The organism is Streptomyces sp. NBC_01142, from assembly GCF_026341125.1.
Lineage (GTDB): Bacteria > Actinomycetota > Actinomycetes > Streptomycetales > Streptomycetaceae > Streptomyces.
Genome location: NZ_JAPEOR010000002.1, coordinates 2,943,195 through 2,964,794, shown reverse-complemented (window position 1 = coordinate 2,964,794; position 21,600 = coordinate 2,943,195). Strand labels below are relative to the sequence as shown.

The window sequence follows — 21,600 nt, the reverse complement described above, 5'->3', positions numbered from 1 at the left end:
TGCTCCTGGTGGGACTGGCCGCGGGCGTTCTCGGGCTGCTCTGCAACAACGACGACTTGTGGCGGGTTGGACTGTTCGTCGTCATCACCGCCACACCCCTGATCATCATCCGCACTGTGCACACCTCCCAGCACGCCACGGCCCACCAACTCGCCGAGGCAGACAACGCCGGATACCGCCGCGCCCTCGAACACGTCGCGCGCGGCCTGCTTGACGCCCCCGCCGGCCCGACCCCTGGCAAGCGCAACCGCGCCGAGCAGGCCGCGGGCAACGTGATCCCACTGCGCCCGCAGCACCTTCGCCAAGCCGAACGGAAGGCACAGTGACCCAACTCGACATACCAGCCACCTTCCGCGGCTCGCCGACCGATGAGGACGGCGAGCCGTGGCTCGCTTACATCCGCGTATCGACGTGGAAAGAGGAGAAGATCAGCCCCGAACTGCAACGCGACGCGATCACCCAATGGGCGCGCCGCACGGGGCGCCGCATCGTCGGATGGGTCGAAGACCTCGACGTGTCCGGCCGGCACTTCAAACGCAAGATCATGCGATGCATAGAGCGCGTCGAGGGCGGCGAGGCGCGAGGCGTAGCAGTCTGGCGATACTCCCGATTCGGCCGCGACCGCACCGGCAACGCGATCAACCTCGCCCGGCTGCAACAGGCAGGCGGCGAACTGGAATCCGCAACGGAACCAGTTGACGCCTCGACCGCCATCGGCCGGTTTCAGCGAGGCATGATCCTGGAGTTCTCCGCGTTCGAGAGCGACCGCGCCGGCGAGCAGTGGCGAGAGACCCACGACCACCGCCGCTACAAGCTCCAGTTGCCCGCACAAGGCCGGAAGCGCTTCGGCTACGCCTGGCACCGCCGATACGACCACGCCACCGGAAAACTCCAAAAGGAGAAGTACGAACCGGAGGAGATCACAGGGCCGGTCGTCGCCGACCTGTACCGCACATACGTCGAAGGGTTCGGCTTCAGCGCACTGTGCGGCCGACTCAACCGCGCCGGGCACCGCACCACGCAAGGGAGCCTATGGAGCACGGAAACCCTCACCCGATACATGGACAGCGGCTTTGCCGCCGGTCTCCTGACCGTGCACAACCCCGAGTGCCGATGCCGCAAGACCGACGGGTCATGCAAAAGCCACGTTTACATTCAGGGCTCCCAAGAGGAACTGATCGACTTTGACCTGTGGCAGGCATACCAGCAACGCCGAAAGGAGGTGAAAGAGACCGCGCCGCGCTCCCGAACCGGCATCTACGAACTCACCGGCCTATGCAAATGCGCTGGCTGTCACCTCGGCACCAGCCTGAACACAGCGCGCCGCGACGGCGCCAACGTCCCAGGCTTCGCGTACCGGTGCAGCAGGCGCGCCAAGTCCGGCGCCATGGCATGCGACGGCGTCCTCATCGAACGGAGCGCGGTCGAGGAAGAGATCCTGGCGTGGCTCAAACGCGAGGCCGCCCAAGGAATTGACAACGCCCCACCGGCTGAGATCACCCCCGAGCGCAACCTCGCGAACGAGCAGGCCGCCAACATGGCCGCACGCGCCCGAGCGCAGGCCGAGGTCGACAAGCAGCGGCAGGCACTCGCTCGGCTACGGGCCGAGCACGCGGCCAACCCGGACGATTTCGGTCCCGGAGAGTACGAGGAAGCGGCCGACCTCGTCCGCAAGAGGCGGGCCGAGGCACAGCAGCTACTCGACAGCATTCCGGAAGTGGAACCCCTGCCGGAGCGGGCGGAGTTTGTACCGCTGGTCGTCGGCACAGTCAAGGAGTGGCCGACCCTCGACACCCGCGAGCGAAACATGATCCTTCGGAAGCTCATCCGCCGTGTCGCCCTGATAAGGAACGGGCCAGGAACCGAAAACCACGAGATCGCGGTTCATCCCATGTGGGAGCTGGACCCGTGGCCCGCTCCGAAGAAAGCTACCGAGAGGTAGTGACATACCGAATGGTATGTGCGCAGAATCTTCCCACGTGTCGCGACGGAGCGATAGCGCCCACCGGGAGGACGCTGTGCGAAGCACAATGCAGGATGTACCGCTCACCATCAGCCGGATTCTGGAGCACGGCCGAACCATCCACGGACGATCGACCGTAACCACCTGGACCGGCGAAGCAGAACCCCAGCGCCGTAGCTTCGCCGAGATCGGCGACCGCGCCGCACAGCTCGCCAACGCCCTACGCGACGAACTCGGTATGACCGAGGGAAGTGTTTTGGGGACGTTGATGTGGAACAACGCGGAGCACGTGGAGGCGTACTTCGCGATCCCCTCCATGGGCGCCGTACTGCACACGCTCAACCTTCGGCTGCCCGCCGAGCAGTTGGTGTGGATCGTCAACCACGCCGCCGACCGCGCCGTCATCGTCAACGGCTCCGTGCTGCCGCTGCTCGCGCCGCTGCTGCCACATCTGCCGACGATCGAGCACATCGTCGTCTCCGGCCCCGGCGACCGCTCACTGCTCGCCGACGCGCAGGCGCAGGTGCACGAGTACGAGGAGCTGATCGCCGGCCGCCCGACCACGTACGCCTGGCCGGAACTGGACGAGCGCACCGCGGCCGCGATGTGTTACACCTCCGGTACCACCGGCGATCCCAAGGGTGTCGTCTACTCCCACCGCTCCATCTACCTGCACTCCATGCAGGTCAACATGGCCGAGTCGATGGGGCTGACCGCCAAGGACACCACTCTCGTGGTCGTCCCCCAGTTCCACGTCAACGCCTGGGGCCTGCCCCACGCCACGTTCATGACCGGCATCAACATGCTGATGCCCGACCGCTTCCTGCAGCCCGCGCCGCTCGCCGACATGATCGAGCGCGAGAAGCCCTCGCACGCAGCGGCCGTCCCCACCATCTGGCAGGGCCTGCTGGCCGAAGTCACCGCGAACCCCCGGGACCTGAGCTCCATGCAGCAGGTCACCATCGGCGGCGCGGCCTGCCCGCCCTCGCTGATGGAGGCGTACGACAAGCTGGGCGTACGGCTCTGCCACGCCTGGGGCATGACGGAGACCTCCCCGCTCGGCACGATGGCCCACCCGCCGGCCGGTCTGAGTGCGGAGGAGGAGTGGCCGTACCGCATCACCCAGGGCCGCTTCCCGACCGGCGTCGAGGCCCGGCTGGTCGGCCCCGGCGGCGAGACGCTGCCCTGGGACGGTGAGTCCGCGGGTGAGCTGGAGGTGCGCGGCGCGTGGATCGCCGGCGCATACTACGGCGGCGCGGGCGGCGAGGACTTCAGGCCCGAGGACAAGTTCAGTGAGGACGGCTGGCTGAAGACGGGCGATGTCGGCATCATCAGCCCGGACGGCTATCTGACGCTCACCGACCGCGCGAAGGACGTCATCAAGTCCGGCGGCGAATGGATCTCGAGCGTCGACCTCGAGAACGCGCTGATGGCGCACCCGGATGTTGCGGAGGCGGCGGTCGTCGCGGTCCCGGACGACAAGTGGGGCGAGCGGCCGCTGGCGACCGTGGTGCTGAAGGAGGGCTCGACCGCGGACTACGAGACGCTCAAGGCGTTCCTCGCCGAGAAGGTCGCCAAGTGGCAGCTGCCGGAGCGGTGGGCGGTGATCCCTGCGGTGCCGAAGACGAGCGTCGGTAAGTTCGACAAGAAGGTGATCCGCAAGCAGTACGCGGCCGGCGAGCTGGACGTCACCCAGCTCTAGTACGTGGGTGAGGAGAGCGAAGGGGGCGGCACTCGACGAGTGCCGCCTCCTTCACGTCAGTTGGTGCCGATCTTGGCGAGCAGGTCGACGATGCGTGACTGGACCTCGCTGCTCGTGGAGCGCTCGGCGAGGAACAGCACCGTCTCCCCGGAGGAGAGCCGGGGCAGTTCGGCCTGGTCGAGGCCCGCCGAGGTGTAGACGACCAGCGGCGTGCGGTTCAGCTGGCCGTTCGCCCGGAGCCAGTCGATGATCCCGGCGCGCCGGCGGCGTACCTGCATCAGGTCCATCACCACCAGGTTCGGCCGCATCTGGGTGGCGAGCGTGACCGCGTCCGTGTCCGCGCCCGCGCGGGCGACCTGCATGCCTCGCCGTTCCAGCGTCGCCGTGAGGGCGAGCGCGATCTCCTCGTGCTCCTCGATCAACAGCACGCGCGACGGATGCTGTTCGCTGTCGCGCGGGGCGAGCGCCTTGAGCAGTACGGCCGGGTCGGCGCCGTACGCGGCCTCCCGCGTCGCCTGCCCCAGGCCCGCGGTCACCAGTACCGGCACCTCGGCGGCCACCGCGGCCTGCCGCAGGGACTGCAGGGCCGTCCGGGTGATCGGGCCGGTCAGCGGGTCGACGAAGAGCGCCGCAGGGAACGCGGCGATCTGCGCGTCGACCTCCTCGCGCGAGTGCACCACCACCGGGCGGTAGCCGCGGTCGCTCAGCGCCTGTTGCGTGGAGACATCGGGAGCGGGCCAGACCAGCAGCCGGCGCGGGTTGTCCAGCGGCTCCGGAGGCAGTTCGTCGTCGACGGGCCGTGGCTGCGGCCGGTTGGCCACCTCGACCGCGCCGCCCGGGCCGTCCAGCGGCTGGGGACCCTCCGCGCCCTCGTCGGGCGCGCCGATCGCATACGAACGTCCCTCGGCCCGCTCGGTGGCGAGCCGCGATCCGTTCTGGGTCTGGGGCGGGGTCGGGGCCTGCGGATGCGGACGGGCGGCGGGCTGGAGCCGTTCGCTGTCGGGGCGTGTTGCCAGCTTGCGGCGCCGGCCGGAGCCGAGCGTCTGGTTCTGCTGCTGGGTGATCTGCTGTGCGAACGGCACGCCCTGCCCGAGGGTGCGCACGCTGAACGCCCGCCCCTGCGTGGAGTCGGCGGAGACCGGCTCCTCGGCAGGCAGCGGCTGTGCCGCCGGCAACGGCTGTGCGGCGGCCGGCTGGGCCTGCGGCTGGGGCTGCTCTGCGTCGGGCAGGGGCAGGGGCAGCGGCAGTGGCAGCGGCAGCGGCAGCGATACGGAACCCGTGTCCTGGACCCCTTCGGCCGAAGCCGAAGCCGGCACCGGGGCCGGACCCGGTGCGGGGGCCGGCACGGGGCCGGTGGCCCCTGCGTTCTCCGCGGGCGCGGCGGCCTCGTCCTCGGTCGCCGTGTGCTGACCCGTCGAGTCGTCCGTGGCGAGCGTGGTGATGCCGCCGCCCGAGGTGCCCCCCGCCCAGTCCGGCTGCGCACCGGGCGCCTGAGCGGGCAGTGGCTGCGCTTCGTTGCCGGCGCGGCGGCGGCCCGTCGGCTCGGGATGCTGTTGCGGTGGCGTGTGGTGCTGGGTGCCCGGCTCCGTACGTACGGGGTCGTGCTGCCCGGGCAGCGAGGCGTCCGCCTCACCCGCCGTCGGCGGGATCCGGTCGGCCTCGGCCGGCGGGAGCGCGAACGCCGTGCGCCCGCCGCTCTCCATCTCGGCCGGCGCTGCGGCCAGGGCCCGCCTGGCCCGCCGTCCGGACGGCGGCGAGTCGGCCGCAGCCGCAGGCAGCTCGGGCATCCCGCCCTCCGGGCCGCGCCGCGCGCGCCGCCCCGACGGACCCGCACCCTGTGCGTCGACCGGTACGCCCTGCGGCGGCACCGTCTCGCCGAGCGCCGCGCGTCCGGTCGAGGCCGCGCTCTCGGCGGCCGTCACCACGGACCCCTCGGAGAGAGCGGGGGCGGGAGCGGGAGCAGGGGCGGGAGCAGGGGCGGGAGCAGGAGCAGGAGCAGGAGCAGGAGCGGACGCGACAGCGGCCCCAGCCGAACTCGCGGCCCCGGCCGAACCCGCGGCAGCCTGCTCGGCCGGGCTCGGCCGACCGCGCCGACGCCCGGTCCCGCCACTGCCACCGCCGTTGCCCTCGCCCGAATCCTGGGCCGGAATCAGTTCCCGCTGCTGCTCCGGATGGGCGGCGCGCCGCCGCCCGGTCGGCTGCGCGGCGACAGGGTCCTCCATGGCCACGGGGCTCTCCAGGAAGGCATCCGTGGAGGACCGCCGCGCGCGCCGCCGCCCGCCACCGGACGTACCCGGGGACGCAGCGGGCGCAACGGGCGAGGCAGCGGGCGACGCAACAGGGGACGGGGACGTGGCAGGAGACGCCTCGGCGGTCTGCTGCGCGGGCAGCGCGAGCGCCGCGCCCGTGGGCGGCGCGGTCTGCGCCACCGTCCCCGCGCCCTCGCCGAGCGGCAGCTCCAGGACGTACGCGCTGCCGCTCATCCCCGGCACCTCGTGCGTCTGCAGGACACCGCCGTGCGCCCGTACGATCCCGCGCACGATCGGCTCGTGCACCGGGTCTCCGCCGGCGAACGGCCCCCGCACCTCGATCCGTACGACATCACCGCGCTGCGCCGCCGCCACCACGACCGTCGAGTCCACATACCCGCCGCCCGGAACCACCCGGGCCTTGCCGGTCGAGTCGACCCCGGCCACGTCCGCGACCAGATGCGCGAGCGCTGTCGCGAGCCGTGCGCCGTCCACCTCGGCCTCTATCGGCGGCGCGTGCACCGCGAACTGCGCCCGCCCCGGCCCGATCAGCTCGATCGCGCCCTCGACGCCCGCCGCCACGACCCCGTCGAGCAGCACCTTCGCCTTGTCCAGCTCTTCCGCGCCCGTGTCGAGCCGCTGGAAGCCGAGCACATTGTCGACAAGCGTCGTCATCCGGGCGTATCCGGCGGCCAGATGGTGCAGGATCTGGTTGGCCTCGGGCCACAGCTGCCCGGCCGGGTCGGCGGCCAGCGTGCCCAGTTCGGCGCGCAGCTCTTCCAGCGGCCCGCGCAGCGACTCGCCGAGCACGGCGGTCAGCTGGTCGTGCCGGGCGGCCAGCTCCTCGTAACGCTCCGCGCGCCCCTCGAGCTCCGCGGCGTACCGCTCCGTCTTGTCCGCGAGCTCCGCCGTGAGCCGCTCGGTCGTTTCCTCGAGCTCCGTCGTGAGTCGCTCGGTCGTCGCGGCCAGCTCCGCCGCGTGCTGCTCCGCGAGCTCCTCGTACGGCCGCCGGTCGGTGAAGGTCATCACCGCGCCGACGAGCTGGTCCCCGTCCCGAACCGGCGCGGTCGTCAGATCGACGGCGACCTTCGTGCCCTTCTTCGTCCACAGCACCTGCCCGCGCACCCGGTGCTTGCGACCGGACTTGAGGGTGTCCGCGAGCGGCGACCCCTCGTACGGAAAGGGCTCGCCGTCGCCGCGCGAGTGCAGGATCAGCGGGTGCAGCTCCTGGCCGCCCAGGTCACTCGCCCGGAACCCGAGGATCTGCGCGGCGGCCGGATTGACCAGCACGACCCGCCCGTCCGTGTCCGTACCGACGACGCCCTCGGCCGCGGCCCGCAGGATCATTTCGGTCTGCCGCTGCGAACGCGCCAGCTCCGCTTCCGTGTCCACGGTGCCCGAAAGATCCCGTACGACGAGCATCAGCAGCTCGTCCCCGGTGTATCCGCTGTGCGAGGCATAGGCCTCGCGCCCGTCCTCCAGGCTCGCGCTGGTCACCTCGACCGGGAACTCGCTCCCGTCCGTGCGCCGCGCGACCATTCGGGCGGGCTTGGTGCGTCCGCGCTCGTCCGCCGCCTCCGGGCGCCGCATGGAACCGGGGATCAGCCGGGAGTCGAAGCCGGGCAGCAGATCAAGCAGCCCGCGTCCGACGAGTGCGGTGCCTGGTGTCTCGAAGAGTTCGAGGGCGATGGTGTTGGCGTTGACGACCGTGCCGTTGCAGTTGACGAGTACGAGCCCGTCCGGAAGGGCGTCGAGTATGGCTGCGAGGCGAGCAGCGCCTCGGGATGGCCTGCTGCTCACGACGACGCTTCCTCCCTGACCTACTGCATATTGCGGACGGCCGGTCTCATCTTGCCCCTCGGGCCTCAGCCTGTCACTGGAGGGAGTCTAAAGGCAGCGGATATGGGCGCGACGGCGGATGAGGGGGAGCTCTCACCAAGGTTGTGTGCACATGGCGGACGCCGTGGGCCTATGACCTGGCGTTCGGCAGTACCGGCTCCAGGTTCCGCCAGCGCGAGATTTCGCAGCCGTTGCCCTGGCTGAAGGCCGCGTCCACCTGCCGGCCCCGCCATGTTCCGGTGATACGAGCAGTGGCCGGCCCACCGTACTGCTGGGTGCACATCCGGTCCTCGGGCACTGGAGCGAACGGGTCTCTCCCCTCCGCCGCCAACTCCTCCAGCCGGTCGCAGGCGGCCTGCGCCGCAAGGTGCGTCCCGCTCCCGCCCTCGGGCCCGCACTTCAGCTGGTACGAGCCGGTGGTCCGCTTGTTCCCGGTCTCGGAGGCGATCACGGTCAGCTCGTCCGCCGGCGCCAGCAGTGTCAGCGGCAGCGGGAGGGGCGAGGCCGACGCGGCGGCGGGCACGGCGGCGGCCAGCGCGGCGACAGAGGCGGTTGCGGTGAGGACGATGCGGCGCAGCATGGGAGCTCCTGGAGAGTCACGGGTCCGGCCGGGGTGCGGGGTCGCCCCCGGCATCTCTAACGCTCCGCACGCCGCGACGTTGCGCAACCGGAGAGATGCTTTGCTCTGTGGCCCACGTGCCTAGTACCGTGGGCAGCGATTGGTGACACGCCACAGGGCTGTGTCATCATCTGCACGCACCACTCGCGCTCGCGCGGGTGTGCTGGAGGCGTCGCCTAGTCCGGTCTATGGCGCCGCACTGCTAATGCGGTTTGGGTCTTAAAGCCCATCGAGGGTTCAAATCCCTCCGCCTCCGCCAGTTCGATCACTGAAGCCCCGGCCAGACGGCCGGGGCTTCAGTGTTTCCGTGCGGTTCCCGCGTTGTTCCCGCGGTCGCTCCGGTGGCCGCCCCTGCGCTCGTTTCTGCATGTTTTCGCAGGTCAGGGGGGGTTTGGCTAATGGATTTCACCTGACGGCGCAGGTCATGTAATGTTGTTCCCGCAACGCCGACCAGGCAGAAAAGCCCGGAACGCCAAGCACTCGTAGCTTAACGGATAGAGCATCTGACTACGGATCAGAAGGTTGCAGGTTCGAATCCTGCCGAGTGCACACAGTTGAGAGGCCCCTCGGAGAAATCCGGGGGGCCTCTTGCGTTGCCTGTACAGCAGCGAAGTACAGCAACCGTGTCAGCCGGTCTCGCCCATGGCGTCCGACAGCTTGCCGATCGCGGCGCGTACTGCTTCCTCGCTCGCTTCGGCGTATACCTCCATCGTCATGGCGATCTGCGAGTGCCGCAGGATGCGCTGCGCCACCTTCGGGTGGACCTTGAGGGCGACCAGGAGAGAGCTGCAGGTGTGCCGGGTGTTCCGCAGCGGGATCACGCGAAGGCCGGCACGGCGAGCGCGCAGGGCGAACATCCGGGTCGGGTTCCCCGGCTCGATCGGAGTGCCGGCCTTCGTCGTGAAGACCAGGTCGTGACTGTCCTGCCAGAGCTCGCCCGCGGCTTTCCGGTCGCCGAGCTGCTGGGCACGGCGCATCCGTAGGGCCTTGAGACAGAGCGCGGGCAGCGGCAGGAAGTCGTCCGAGTCCTCGGTGTCCTCGGTTTTGGTCTCACGGTGGAGGATCTGACGCCCGGCTCGCTGGATCTGGTGATCCACGTACAGCTCGCCCACCTCGAAGTCGAGGGACTCCCGTGTCAGGCCCAGCACCTCACCCCGGCGGAGGCCCAGGGAGAGCATGAGCATCCAGGCCGCGAAGAGGTGGTCATCCCGGGCGGTGGCATCGGTCAGGAACTGCCCCGCCTCGGCGACGGACCACGGCTTGATCCTGCGGCGACGCGGCTTGGGGACCTTCACCAGAGAGGCGACATTCTTGTTGATCTCCTCTTCGGAGGCCACATGGGTGAGAGCGGCTCGCAGAGCCTCGCGGGAACCTTGGATCACCCGGCGGGACGGGTACGACTCGCAGCAGTCCCCGACCGCGCAGCACTTCCGGCGGGTGGGTGCCCTTTTGGCGTCCTTGCCCTGGGCGCAGCACTGGCAGACGGTTGCCAGCTTGGTCAGCCACTCGCGTACGTCCCGCACACTGAGCTTGTCCAGCCGCTTCGCTCCCAGGTATGGGCCCCAGCCTGAGCCGGGGCCCGGGTGCCTGGGAAGGTGGGAGAAGGCCGTGTGCGGACGCGGCATGTTCCCCACAGCCGTGCCGGATCAGGCGGGGAGTCACGGGGAACTGCGGCGGCTGGCAGGAAGCGCGGCCGGCTTCCGCCGAAGACGCCGACCCGCAGAATCAGGGCCCAACTCGCCGCACTTCGCTCCTTGAAGCGGGTGTCGTGGGTTCGAATCCTGCCCGAGGCACAAGCCGAAACGCCCCGGACCGATCATGGTCCGGGGCGTTTGACATCCAGATACGACACAGCGGCGGGTCAGGTGCCCGGACGGGGAGCTCGCAGGTGTTGACGCTGTGCCAGCTCTTCGTCGTCGACCAGGGTGAGCATGGGCTGACCCGGCGCACACATCATGGTGACGAGGAAGCGGCTCCAGGAGTCCGTCCGGTTGTTCCCGTCCTGGTAGTGGATGACATCGCCGCCCGGCTCCCAGAACGTCTCCCCGGCCTTGATCACACGCTCGGGCTCGCCTTCCAGCTCGAAGAGCATCTCCCCCTCCAGCATGTAGCCGAAGGCGGGTCCCGAGTGCCGGTGGGGAGGGGTACCGGGGTCGCCGGGAGGGAACTCGATCAGGACCGTCATCGCCTCTGCCCCATCCGGAATGGACGGCGGTTTCGCCGACTGCAGCACAGTCAGCGCCGTCTTCCATGCTTCTGAGCGCGGTTGGCTCTCAGCGCTGCCTACTGCCGGCTCATTGTTCGACATGGTGAGGCCTCCGGTGATGGGCTGAGCGGTTCAGGAGAGCCAGTCGCTGTAGTGGGTGGGGGCGATGCGGGCGTCGCCCCTGGCGGTGAGGACATCGCCGTGGACGGCGGCGAACATGCCGGCGGTGTCGTCGGTGACGACCGTGCGGCCGTCGGGGTGGGCGTTCAGGGTGATCCGGCCGAGTTCGTCGAGGGGGAAGACGTCGGGCCCGGCGATGTTGAGGGTGCCGTTCAAGGGGGGACCGGCGGCGACTTCGGCGACGGTGTCGGAGATGTCCTGGGCGGCGATCGGCTGGAGCGGGGTGGTGGGCAGGCGGACGGTGTCGCCCTCGGTGGTCCAGGACATGACGGCGTCGATGAACTCCATGAACTGGGTGGCGAGGACGATCGAGTAGGGGACCGGCCCGGCCTTGAGGATGTCTTCCTGCAGGACCTTGGCCCGGTAGTAGACGAGGTCGGGCACCTGGTCCGCGCCGACGATCGAGAGAATGACGACGTGCCCCACCCCGCCTTTGTGGCTGGCGACCAGGAGGTTGTCCATCGAGGTCTGGAAGAACGCCGGGGACGCGTCGTCGAAGGTCGGGGAATTCGTCAGGTTGACGACCACGTCGGCGCCGGCCAACGCCTCCGTCAGGCCCTGGCCCGTGATCACGTCGACACCTGTGGACAGCGAGTGCGGCACGGCCTCGTGCCCGGCCGCGTTCAGCTTCTTCACGACCTGTGACCCGATCAGGCCGGTACCGCCGATGACTGCGATGTTCATGGGGCACCCTTCGTCGCGCACCGATAGGTCATACGTTCAGATTGCGACTGTGCAGTGCGCGGCGCACGCGGACCGTGCGCTCCTGGGCATCCTGGAGGCGCTGCGTGCTGACGTCAGGAGCCGCTCGGGATCATCCCGTGGGGCTTCTGACGTCAGCGGGTGACGTCAGTACACCCGGCAGCCCACGTCACATGCTGAGTAGATGAGTTAAAGCCCCATCAGGCAGTAGGGCACGACGGCGACTATCAAGAGCACGGCGATAAGGAGCGCGACGGCGACGCAGGCAATGATGCCGGTGGCTGTGGATGTGTCGATCCGCGAGATTCGGCGGGTGACCTTCTGGAGGAGCCAGAACTCGGCGGCACCCAACACGCCTACGAAGAGTGCGCCGATGAAGGAGGACGGATCGCACATGATCGCTCCCGTGCGCACCCCATCCCACGCTCCAGCGGACCACTGGGAATCGCGCGTGTCGATGGGGGACACCGGGCCGTGGGTCTGAGCTTTGACCGTGGAAAGTGAGGGCTCAGCCCGGATGGGAGGCCGGGGGATCTGGATGCCTCAAGCGGGGGCGGCCATTCCGGGGTGTGCGGTCGGGGGCTACGTGCCGCATCCGGTACCCCACCGCCGGTCGGTCACCGCCGACCGGAACGACGACAAGCTGACGGCGGAGGGCATCCGCAAGGCGGTCCGCACGTCCGTCGGCGGGCGGGTCACGGTCGGCCTTCTGGTGGTGGCAGTGCTGCTGCGGGACGCGGCGGCCTGCGGTCGTTTCACCTGGATGGGTAGGCGCGAGTCGCGGAACCGTGTGACCTACATGAGGCTGACCTGGGAATCGGTTACCTCACATGACACATGGTCAGTGAGCCGCCCCCCTTGGTCCCACAGGAGCACAGCGTGCGTCACTTCAAGCATGTCGGTCTGAGCGCGGCCACGGGATTGGCCGCCCTCCTTGCCTGCTCTCACCCGGCATCGGCTGCGAGCAGCACTGATCCCGGGCCTGAGAAAGTCCTCAAGCTGGTCGCGAGGCAGACCCAGGCCAGTGCCATCGATGTGGGGTCGCCCGGGCCCAGCCAAGGGGACGAAATCGTCGTCAGCGGGAATCTCGTCCTTGGCAGCGCCACGGTCGGCAACTTCGGCGAGGTCTGCACAACGACCCGAACCGCCCCCGATGATGAGTTCGACCTGCAGTGCGTGGGCTCCCTTACCCTGACCGAGGGGCAGATCACCTTCCAAGGCCGGTTCACCATTACCGCTGCCGGCCCCGGCGACATCAGCTTCGCGATCACCGGAGGCACGGGGTCCTACCGCACAGCCCGCGGCTCCATCCACGCCCTCAACGTCAGTGCCACGGATACGCAACTCACCGTCCACCTCATCCGCTGACAGGCTGGGAAAAGACACCGCCCCCCCAGTGCGCCGACGGTTTGCCTGGGAAGCGGGAGAGGGCCGTGTGCGGAGGTACAGCAACGCCGTACCGCAACCCCAGCAACCGCCCCCGTCCGGTAGCGTCCCTCTGGGGCCTCGAAGCGGCCGGTACGGCCGTCGCCGACCGTTCTGGCCAGAGCTAGGGATCAGAAGGTTGCAGGTTCGAATCCTGCCGAGTGCACAGCCCGAACAGAGTGCACAGCCCGAAGAAGGCCCCGCGAAGATCGCGGGGCCTTCTTCGTGTTCGGCGTGTTCGGCGTGTTCGGCCGGAGGTGTGTATGGCGTGGCGGTGTGCGGGGATCAGCTGGCCGAGGGGGACGCGGATGCCCGTCCTCGTGTGGGAGGGCGGGCGGGTCAGTCCGCTGGCCTCCGGCAAGGAGCTGGGGTTCCGGGCCGAGGGGGAGCGGCGGTGTGTCGGGGCGCGCGGGAATCCCTGTCCCCCGGCGGCCGTGGTGTCCGGGCGGGCGATGCAGGCGCGGTGCGGCGAGTGTGCGCGGCTGGACCGGGCTCACTCGGTGGCCGCCGACACCATGGCCGACGACCCGCGGACGTACCGCGTGTATCTCGCGTGGTTCGGGCCGGGGATGGTGAAGGTCGGGATCACCGCCGAGGAGCGTGGCGCGGCGCGGCTGCTCGAGCAGGGGGCCGTGGTCTTCAGCTGGCTGGGCCGGGGGCCGCTGATGGCCGCGCGGCGGACCGAGGAACTGCTGCGTACGGCGCTGGGGGTGCCGGACCGGATTCCGTACGCCGCCAAGCGGGCGGTGCGCGCCGAGCTGCCGGGGATGGTGGAGCGTGCCGTGGAGATCGAGGCGCTGCACCGGCGCGCGGTGGCGCTCGACGGGTGGGCCGAGTCGCTGGAACGGGTGGCCTTCGAGGCCGTCGACCACGCGGAGGCGTTCGGGCTCGACGGGCTGCCGACCGCGAGCGGGGTGGTGCGCGAGCTGGTGGACGGCGGGGTGGTCGCCGGGCGGCTGGTGGCGGCCGCCGGGCCCGATCTGCATCTGCGGACCGCAGCGGACGCTCTGGTCGTCCTCGATACGCGGCTGATGACCGGGTGGGGACTGACCGGGGCGGATGCCGGGTCGGGGGTGACCGTCCCCGTCGTCGGCACCGGTGGTGGCGGGGCCGTGCAGGACGGGCTCTTCTGACCGTATGGTCAAGAGTTGGATCCCCTTTGGATCCCGTACGGCAATGAGGCTGGACGCCGCCCTGACCGGGAGCGGAGGGTGAGTGGCATGAGCATCGAACTTGTCGCGGGACTCGAACCGCCTTATTGCGCAGTGGTCTTCACCTCCATCGAGACCGGCGAACTGGAGGGGTACGCCGAGACCGGTGAGCGGATGGAGGAGCTGGTCAGGGAAGTCCCCGGATTCCTCGGGTACGAGTCGGCGCGGACGCCCGGCGGGCTCGGGATATCCGTCGGGTACTTCCGGGACGAGGAAGCCATCTCCGCCTGGCAGCGGAACATGGAGCACCAGACGGCGCAGAGGCGCGGGCGGGCCGAGTGGTACGAGAGGTACAGCATCCATGTCGCCAAGGTCGAGCGGAGTTACGGCTTTGAGCGCGGCTAGCGAGGCCGGCGAGGCCCGGGCGGCCGGTGAGGCCGACGCGGCCGACGCGGCCGACGCGGTGGACGAGGCCGACGCGGTGGACGAGGCCCGCGCGGCGGACAAGGCCGGCGGCGTCGGTGGGGCAATCGACGCTGCGGGCGTGCGGAGCTTCTGGGAGCGGCTCGGGCTGCCCGGGCTCGTCGACGTCCATACGCACTTCATGCCGGAGCAGGTCCTCAAGAAGGTGTGGGCGTACTTCGACGCCGTGGGGCCGCTGACCGGGATGGAGTGGCCGATCACCTATCGGCACGAGGAGGAGCAGCGGGTCGCTCTGCTCCGGGAGTTCGGGGTGCTCTCCTTCACCTCGATGCTCTATCCGCACAAGGCCGGGATGGCCGGCTGGCTGAACGGCTGGGCGGCGGACTTCGCCGCGCGGACGCCGGAGTGCCTGCACACGGCGACCCTCTTCCCCGAGGAGGGCGTGGAGCGGTATGTGCGGAAGGCGGTCGAGAGCGGGGCGCGGGTCTTCAAGTCGCACCTCCAGGTGGGGGCGTACGACCCCAATGACTCCCGGCTCGACCCCGTCTGGGGGCTGCTCGCCGAGGCCGGGATCCCCGTGGTGATGCACTGCGGGTCCGGGCCCGCGCCCGGCAAGTACACCGGGCCCGAGCCGGTAGGGCGGCTGCTCGCGCGGCATCCGCGGCTGCGGCTGGTGGTGGCGCACATGGGGATGCCCGAGTACACCGACTTCCTGGATCTCGCGGAGCGGTACGGCGGGGTGATGCTCGATACGACCATGGCGTTCACGGACTTCAGCGAGCGGTTCACACCGTTCCCGGCGGCGGAGCGGGGGCGGCTGCTGGAGTTGACGGACCGGATTCTGCTCGGGACCGACTTCCCCAACATCCCGTATCCGTACGTCCATCAGCTCGAAGCGCTGGAGCGGCTCGGGCTCGGCGACGACTGGCTGCGCGCCGTCTGCCACGGGAACGGCACCAGGCTGTTCGCGCGGTCCGCCGGATAGCTCTTTCTCAGGGAATTCACAGGAAAGCGCAAGAGCCCTCTCAGGGCGGGGTCGCAGGGTACGAGCATGACCGCGACCTCGCCCCACAGGCATACCGAACTGCTCAGGCCCGACGGCAGTCCCGTCCGGGTCCTCGTCGTGGACGACGAGGCGGCGCTGAGCGAGCTGCTGTCCATGGCCCTGCGCTACGAGGGGTGGGAGGTGCGCAGCGCCGGCGACGGCGCGGGCGCGGTGCGCTCGGCGCGCGAGTTCCGGCCCGACGCGGTGGTGCTCGATGTGATGCTGCCCGACATGGACGGTCTTGCGGTCCTGGGGCGGTTGCGGCGCGAACTGCCCGAGGTGCCGGTGCTCTTCCTGACCGCCAGGGACGCGGTCGAGGACCGCATCGCCGGGCTGACCGCGGGCGGCGACGACTATGTCACCAAGCCGTTCTCCCTGGAGGAGGTCGTGGCCCGGCTGCGCGGGCTGATCCGGCGGTCGGGGACGGCGGCCGTACGGAGCGAGTCGCTGCTCGCGGTCGGGGATCTGACGCTCGACGAGGACAGCCATGAGGTCAGCCGGGGCGGGGACTCCATCCATCTGACGGCGACCGAGTTCGAGCTGCTGCGCTTTCTGATGCGCAATCCGCGGCGGGTGCTGAGCAAGGCGCAGATCCTCGACCGGGTGTGGAGCTATGACTTCGGCGGGCAGGCCAATGTGGTCGAGCTGTACGTCTCGTATCTGCGGAAGAAGATCGATGCGGGGCGGACCCCGATGATTCACACACGGCGCGGGGCCGGGTATCTGATCAAGCCCGGTGCGTAGCGTGCGCCGGGCGACCGGGCGCAGACGGTCGCTGCGGACCCGGCTGGTGGTCTCGGCGGTCGCGCTGATCGCGGTCGTCGCGGCGGTGATCGGCACGGTCACCACCCTTGCCTTCCGCACCTATCTGTACGGACAGCTGGACGCCCAGCTGGGCGCGGTCGCGATGCGGGCCGCGGGCCCGCCGGACGCCGGGAACGGTCCGTCGCCCCTGGAGAAGCTGTCCCGGGGGCCGCTCGACTTCGTCACCGTCGGCGGTACGCCGGTGGGCACCGTCGGCGCCCTGCTCGACGATGACGGCCGGGTCGTCAAGGCGGTCGCCAGCACCGAGCCCGCGACGGACGGGATCGGGCCGCAGGAGGCCCCGCTCACCGAGGCGCAGGCCGCGGCGCTTGCCGCGGTCCCGCGCGACAGTGAGCAGCACAGCGTGGAGCTCCCCGGCCTGGGCAGCTACCGGGTCGAGTACGAAGCCGGAGGCCGGGGCTCCTTCCTCGTCGGGATCCCGACGAAGGACGTGCAGGACGCGCTGAGCACCCTCGTTGTCGTCGAGGTATGCGTCACCGGCGCCGGACTGATCGCCGCCGGGATCGCGGGCGCCGCCCTGGTCGGGGTCGCGCTGCGGCCGCTGCGTCGGGTCGCCTCGACCGCCACCCGGGTCTCCGAACTGACGCTCCACAGCGGCGAGGTGGCCCTCCACGAGCGGGTCCCGGACGCCGAGGCCGATCCGCGGACCGAGGTCGGTCAGGTCGGTGCGGCGCTCAACCGCATGCTGGGACACGTCGGTTCGGCGCTCGCGGTGCGGCACGAGAGCGAGACGCGCGTACGGCAGTTCGTCGCGGACGCCAGTCATGAGCTGCGTACCCCGCTGGCGTCGATCCGGGGGTACGCCGAACTGACGCGGCGCGGCCACGACGAGATCGGCGCCGACACCCGGCACGCGCTGGGGCGGATCGAGGCCGAGGCGACCCGGATGACGGGCCTGGTGGAAGATCTGCTGCTGCTCGCCCGGCTGGATGCCGGACGCCCGCTCTCGTACGAGAGCACAGATCTCTCTCCGCTGGTCGTGGACGCCGTCAGCGATGCGCGGGCGGCCGGCCGGGACCACAAGTGGCGTCTCGAGCTGCCGGCCGAACCGGCGACCGTACGGGCCGACGGAGCCCGCCTCCATCAGGTGCTGGTCAATCTGCTGGCCAACGCCCGTACCCACACCCCACCCGGGACAACCGTCACCGCGCGCGTCGTGTGGACGGAGTCGTACGCCGTGCTCGAGGTCGAGGACGACGGGCCCGGCATCCCGCCCGAGCTGCTCCCCCACGTCTTCGAACGGTTCGCGCGCGGCGACGCGTCCAGATCCCGGCACGCCGGAAGCACCGGTCTCGGCCTGGCGCTCGTGCACGCGATCGTCGTCGCGCACGGCGGCACGGTGGGTGTGCGGTCGGAGCCGGGACAGACCGTCTTCGGTGTACGCCTGCCGGCCGCGCGCGACTCACAGACGGGGCACAGGCTGATCACACAGCCGTGACAGCGCGCCCGTCGAGTGTCGGTGTATGCGAACAGACACCCCAAGAGGGACTCTGCCGGCCCGGGAGCATCTGCTCGCCGACCCGGCCGAGCTGCCCGTACTCGATGTGGTGATCCCGGTCTTCAACGAGGAGGACGACCTCGAACGGTGCGTGCTGCGGCTGCACGAGCATCTCGCGCGCACCTTCCCGTACGGCTTCCGGATCACCATCGCGGACAACGCGAGCACCGACAGCACCCCGGAGGTGGCGGCCCGGCTCGACGGCTCGATCGCCGAGGTGCGGGCGTACCGGCTGGAGCAGAAGGGCCGGGGCCGGGCGCTGCGCACCGCGTGGTCGCACTCCGACGCACCCGTCCTCGCCTATATGGACGTGGATCTGTCCACCGACCTCAACGCCGTGCTGCCGCTGGTCGCGCCACTCATCTCGGGACATTCGGACCTCGCGATCGGGTCCCGGCTCGCGCGTTCGTCACGGGTGGTGCGCGGACCGAAGCGGGAGTTCATCTCGCGGGCGTACAACCTCATTCTCAAGTCGTCGCTGGCGGCCCGGTTCTCCGACGCCCAGTGCGGATTCAAGGCGATACGCCGGGACGTCGCCGAACGCCTGCTGCCGATGGTCGAGGACACCGGGTGGTTCTTCGACACCGAGCTGCTGGTGCTGGCGGAGCGCGCCGGGCTGCGCATCCACGAGGTGCCGGTGGACTGGGTGGACGACCCCCACTCCACGGTGCACATCGTGAGCACGGCGACGGAGGACCTCAAGGGCGTGTGGCGGGTGGGGCGGGCGCTGGCGGTCGGCGCGCTGCCGCTGGACCGGCTGGCACGGCCCTTCGGGGACGACCCGAGGGACCGCGGGCTCAGCGGGGTGCCGGGCGGACTGGCCAGGCAGCTGGTCGGCTTCTGTGTGGTGGGCGCCTTCTCCACACTCCTGTACCTGCTGCTCTATTCGGTCTTCCGGGCGGGAGTCGGATCCCAAGTCGCCAATGGGGGCGCCCTGTTGCTGTCCGCCGTGGCGAACACGGCCGCCAACCGGCGGCTCACCTTCGGGGTACGAGGCAGGGACCGCGCCGTACGCCATCAGGCCCAGGGGCTGGTCGTCTTCGGCATCGGGCTCGCGCTGACGAGCGGCTCGCTGGCGGCCCTGGACGCGGCCGCCGGGGATCCCTCCCACGGTACGGAACTGGCGGTACTGATCGCGGCGAATCTGGCGGCGACGGTGCTGCGGTTCCTGCTCTTCCGGGCGTGGGTCTTCGCGGACCGGCGCGATGTGCCCGCGGCGGGCGGGAGCGATGACGGCGGACCGCCGTCGGTGGCCGCGATTTCGGACCCGTCGCGGTCGGCGCATTCCGTGCACCCCGTGCACTCGGCGTACCCCGTGCACCCCGTGCACCCCGTGCACTCGGCGTACCCCGTGCACCCCGCGCACCCGGCGTACCCCGCGCATTTCGCGCCCGAATTCCGCACCGCCGCGACGGCGGATCACACCTGGGACGCGACGGTGCAGCTGCCCGGCCTCCCGCAGGACGACGACTCGAGGACTGCACGATGACGCCTGCCCGCGACGACCACGCCTACCCGCCTCCGGCCCAGCCACCCGGCACGGATGTGCTGATGACCGGCCCGGCTCCGGGAAGCTCCGGGCACGGCGGACCCCATGAAGCCCTGCGCCCGGCAGGACACACGGAAGGACACACGGCAGGACACGCGGCAGGAGACGCGGCAGGAGACGCGGCCGGAGGACGGACCGTCCGGCTGTGGCGCGGGCGGCAGGAGGACGCCCGCTGGGTGCGCCCCGCCTTCCTCGCCCTCCTGCTGGCCACCGCACTGCTGTACCTCTACAACCTGAGCGCGTCCGGGTACGCCAACTCCTTCTACTCCGCCGCTGCCCAGGCAGGCAGCGAGAGCTGGAAGGCCTTCTTCTTCGGCTCGTCCGACGCCGCGAACTCCATCACCGTCGACAAGCCCCCGGCCGCGCTCTGGCCGATGGCGCTGTCAGTACGGCTCTTCGGGCTCGGCTCCTGGCAGATTCTGCTGCCCGAGGTGCTGATGGGCGTCGCGACGGTGGGCGTGCTCCACGCCGCCGTGCGCCGGCGCTTCACCCCCGCCGCCGGGCTGATCGCGGGCGCGGTGCTGGCGCTGACACCGGTCGCCGCGCTGATGTTCCGCTTCAACAATCCGGACGCGCTGCTCGCGCTGCTGATGACCGTCACCGTGTACTGCGTACTGCGCGCGCTGGACGGCGCGCGGACGACGTGGCTGGTGTGGGCGGGCGTCGCGGTGGGGTTCGCGTTCCTGACGAAGACGCTGCAGGCGTTCTTGATCCTGCCGCCGCTGGCGCTGGTGTACGCGGTGTGTGCGCCGACGCCCCTGCGGCGACGGCTCGGCCAACTCGCCCTGTCGGGGCTGGCAATGATTCTCGCGGGCGGTTGGTGGGTGGCCGTCGTCGAACTGTGGCCGGCCGCCTCGCGTCCGTACATCGGCGGCTCGCAGACCAACAGCTTCCTGGAGCTGACCTTCGGCTACAACGGCCTCGGCCGGATCAACGGCAACGAGACCGGGAGCGTGGGCGGCGGTGGCGGTGGAGGCCGTGGCGGTGGCGGTGGGGGCGGCTGGGGCGAGAGCGGCATCGACCGGATGTTCAGCGGGAACATCGGCGGCCAGATCTCCTGGCTGCTGCCCGCCGCGCTGCTGCTGCTCGTCGCGGGGCTCGTCCTCACCTGGCGAGCCGGGCGGACCGACACCGCGCGCGCGGCGTTCCTGGTCTGGGGCGGCTCGCTGCTGATGACCGCAGGGATCTTCAGCTTCATGGCCGGGATCTTCCACGAGTACTACACGGTGGCGCTGGCGCCGTACATCGCGGCGCTCGTCGGTATGGGCGGCACGGTGCTGTGGGAGGAGCGGACGAAGCTGCTCGGCTCGGCGGCGCTGGGCGGCACGGTCGCGGTGACGGCAGTCTGGTCGTACGTGCTGCTGGGCCGGAGTGCGGACTATCTGCCGTGGCTGCGCTGGGCGGTGCTGATCGGCGGCCTGGCGGCCGCGGCGGGGCTGCTGTTGGCGAGCCGGGTGGGGCGTCGACTGGCCCTCGGAGCGGCCGCGCTGGGGCTTGCGGCATCGCTGGCGGGGCCGCTCGCGTACTCGCTCACCACGGTGGGCGAGGGTCATGCGGGCTCGATCGTGACGGCGGGACCGGCGGTGGCGAGCGGCCGGGGCGGTCCCGGCGGCGGTCCCGGCGGCGGTGGCGGCGATGGCGGGTTCGCCGGCCGGATGCAGCCGCCCGGGCAGCAGGGTCAGAACCAGCAGGGGCAGAACCAGCAGGGGCAGAACCAGCAGGGGCAGAACCAGCGGGGTCAGAACCAGCGGGACGGCGGCATGCCGGCGGGCGGGCCGGGACAGCCCCCGACCGGCAGCCTGATGCCGGGCGGCGACGGCCTGGGCGAACGCGGCGCCGGAGGCGGCGGTGGCGGCATGGGCGGTCTCCTCAACGGCGCGAGCGTCGGCTCCGCCGTCAAGGCCGAGCTGACGCAGAACGCCGGTGCCTACACCTGGGTCGCGGCGGCCATCGGCTCCCAGAACGCCGCGAGCTACCAACTGGCCACCGGGAAGCCGGTCATGGCGATCGGCGGCTTCAACGGCAGTGACCCGTCCCCGACCCTGGCGCAGTTCAAGCAGTACGTGACCGACGGGAAGATCCACTACTTCATCGCCGGTGGCGGCCGGGGCGGCGGCCCCGGCGGCAACTCCAGCTCCGGGATCACCACCTGGGTCGAAGCCACCTTCACCAAGGTCACCGTGGACGGCGCAACTCTCTACGACCTGACCGGAAGGAAGTAACT

The 21,600-nt window shown here is 70.6% G+C and carries 17 protein-coding genes and 2 tRNA genes; 13 read left to right on the top strand and 6 right to left on the bottom strand.

Features of this window, described 5'->3' with window-relative positions:
• Positions 1-8 precede the first annotated feature (8 nt).
• The 3 genes from OG883_RS31040 to OG883_RS31030 all read left to right on the top strand — a co-directional run bounded on the left by OG883_RS31040 (position 9) and on the right by OG883_RS31030 (position 3,665).
• Positions 9-326 (top strand): hypothetical protein, encoded by a 318-nt coding sequence (locus OG883_RS31040; RefSeq protein WP_266547689.1) that lies wholly within the window; start codon positions 9-11, stop codon positions 324-326.
• On the top strand, positions 323-1,942 hold the full coding sequence (locus OG883_RS31035) for a recombinase family protein (RefSeq protein WP_266547686.1): 1,620 nt from the start codon (positions 323-325) through the stop codon (positions 1,940-1,942). Before OG883_RS31040 ends, OG883_RS31035 begins: the two co-directional genes overlap by 4 nt.
• Positions 1,943-2,018: 76 nt before the next feature.
• On the top strand, positions 2,019-3,665 hold the full coding sequence (locus OG883_RS31030; RefSeq protein WP_266547683.1) for a long-chain fatty acid--CoA ligase: 1,647 nt from the start codon (positions 2,019-2,021) through the stop codon (positions 3,663-3,665).
• Positions 3,666-3,721: 56 nt separating this feature from the next.
• On the opposite strand, the gene OG883_RS31025 is transcribed toward OG883_RS31030, so the two are convergent.
• Together OG883_RS31025 and OG883_RS31020 are read right to left on the bottom strand one after the other, a co-directional pair.
• Positions 3,722-7,714, bottom strand: a complete 3,993-nt coding sequence (locus tag OG883_RS31025) for a PAS domain-containing protein (RefSeq protein ID WP_266547681.1) — start codon at positions 7,712-7,714, stop codon at positions 3,722-3,724.
• Between the two features lie 169 nt (positions 7,715-7,883).
• Complete coding sequence (locus OG883_RS31020; RefSeq protein WP_266547679.1) at positions 7,884-8,333, bottom strand: SSI family serine proteinase inhibitor; 450 nt, start codon at positions 8,331-8,333, stop codon at positions 7,884-7,886.
• 204 nt (positions 8,334-8,537) lie between these two features.
• Here OG883_RS31020 and OG883_RS31015 point away from each other — a divergent pair.
• A tRNA-Ser gene (locus OG883_RS31015) sits at positions 8,538-8,631 on the top strand.
• Positions 8,632-8,848: 217 nt separating this feature from the next.
• Positions 8,849-8,921, top strand: a tRNA-Arg gene (locus OG883_RS31010).
• Between the two features lie 77 nt (positions 8,922-8,998).
• Here the strand turns inward: OG883_RS31010 and OG883_RS31005 are convergent.
• From OG883_RS31005 to OG883_RS30990, 4 genes are all read right to left on the bottom strand, one after another.
• Positions 8,999-9,997 carry a site-specific integrase gene (locus tag OG883_RS31005; RefSeq protein WP_266547676.1) on the bottom strand — a complete coding sequence of 333 codons (999 nt, stop codon included), beginning with the start codon at positions 9,995-9,997 and terminating at the stop codon, positions 8,999-9,001.
• Positions 9,998-10,233: 236 nt separating this feature from the next.
• Complete coding sequence (locus OG883_RS31000) at positions 10,234-10,680, bottom strand: cupin domain-containing protein (RefSeq protein WP_266547673.1); 447 nt, start codon at positions 10,678-10,680, stop codon at positions 10,234-10,236.
• A 30-nt stretch (positions 10,681-10,710) separates the two neighbouring features.
• Complete coding sequence (locus tag OG883_RS30995) at positions 10,711-11,442, bottom strand: SDR family oxidoreductase (RefSeq protein ID WP_266547670.1); 732 nt, start codon at positions 11,440-11,442, stop codon at positions 10,711-10,713.
• A 207-nt stretch (positions 11,443-11,649) separates the two neighbouring features.
• The gene (locus tag OG883_RS30990) at positions 11,650-11,856 is read right to left on the bottom strand and encodes a hypothetical protein (RefSeq protein WP_266547667.1); all 207 of its coding nucleotides are present in this window, start codon (positions 11,854-11,856) and stop codon (positions 11,650-11,652) included.
• A gap of 483 nt (positions 11,857-12,339) precedes the next feature.
• Between OG883_RS30990 and OG883_RS30985 the strand changes: the two genes are divergently transcribed.
• The 8 genes from OG883_RS30985 to OG883_RS30950 all read left to right on the top strand — a co-directional run bounded on the left by OG883_RS30985 (position 12,340) and on the right by OG883_RS30950 (position 21,598).
• Entirely contained in the window at positions 12,340-12,828 is a 489-nt protein-coding gene (locus OG883_RS30985; RefSeq protein ID WP_266547665.1) for a hypothetical protein, read from the top strand.
• A 320-nt stretch (positions 12,829-13,148) separates the two neighbouring features.
• Entirely contained in the window at positions 13,149-14,018 is an 870-nt protein-coding gene (locus tag OG883_RS30980) for a DUF2797 domain-containing protein (protein WP_266547663.1), read from the top strand.
• 87 nt (positions 14,019-14,105) lie between these two features.
• Entirely contained in the window at positions 14,106-14,441 is a 336-nt protein-coding gene (locus OG883_RS30975; protein WP_266547651.1) for an antibiotic biosynthesis monooxygenase, read from the top strand.
• Positions 14,442-14,565: 124 nt separating this feature from the next.
• The gene (locus OG883_RS30970; protein WP_266549616.1) at positions 14,566-15,444 is read left to right on the top strand and encodes an amidohydrolase family protein; all 879 of its coding nucleotides are present in this window, start codon (positions 14,566-14,568) and stop codon (positions 15,442-15,444) included.
• A 66-nt stretch (positions 15,445-15,510) separates the two neighbouring features.
• Positions 15,511-16,248, top strand: coding sequence for a response regulator transcription factor (locus tag OG883_RS30965; RefSeq protein WP_323181012.1), 738 nt, complete (start codon positions 15,511-15,513; stop codon positions 16,246-16,248).
• A 1-nt stretch (position 16,249) separates the two neighbouring features.
• Positions 16,250-17,767: a HAMP domain-containing sensor histidine kinase gene (locus OG883_RS30960; protein WP_266547648.1), complete on the top strand. Its 1,518-nt coding sequence runs from the start codon at positions 16,250-16,252 to the stop codon at positions 17,765-17,767.
• Positions 17,768-17,792: 25 nt separating this feature from the next.
• Positions 17,793-19,316, top strand: coding sequence for a glycosyltransferase (locus OG883_RS30955; protein WP_266547645.1), 1,524 nt, complete (start codon positions 17,793-17,795; stop codon positions 19,314-19,316).
• A complete protein-coding gene (locus OG883_RS30950) occupies positions 19,313-21,598 on the top strand; it encodes a glycosyltransferase family 39 protein (RefSeq protein ID WP_266547642.1) in 2,286 nt (761 codons plus the stop codon). The genes OG883_RS30955 and OG883_RS30950 overlap by 4 nt, the downstream gene beginning before the upstream one ends.
• Positions 21,599-21,600: the final 2 nt, after the last annotated feature.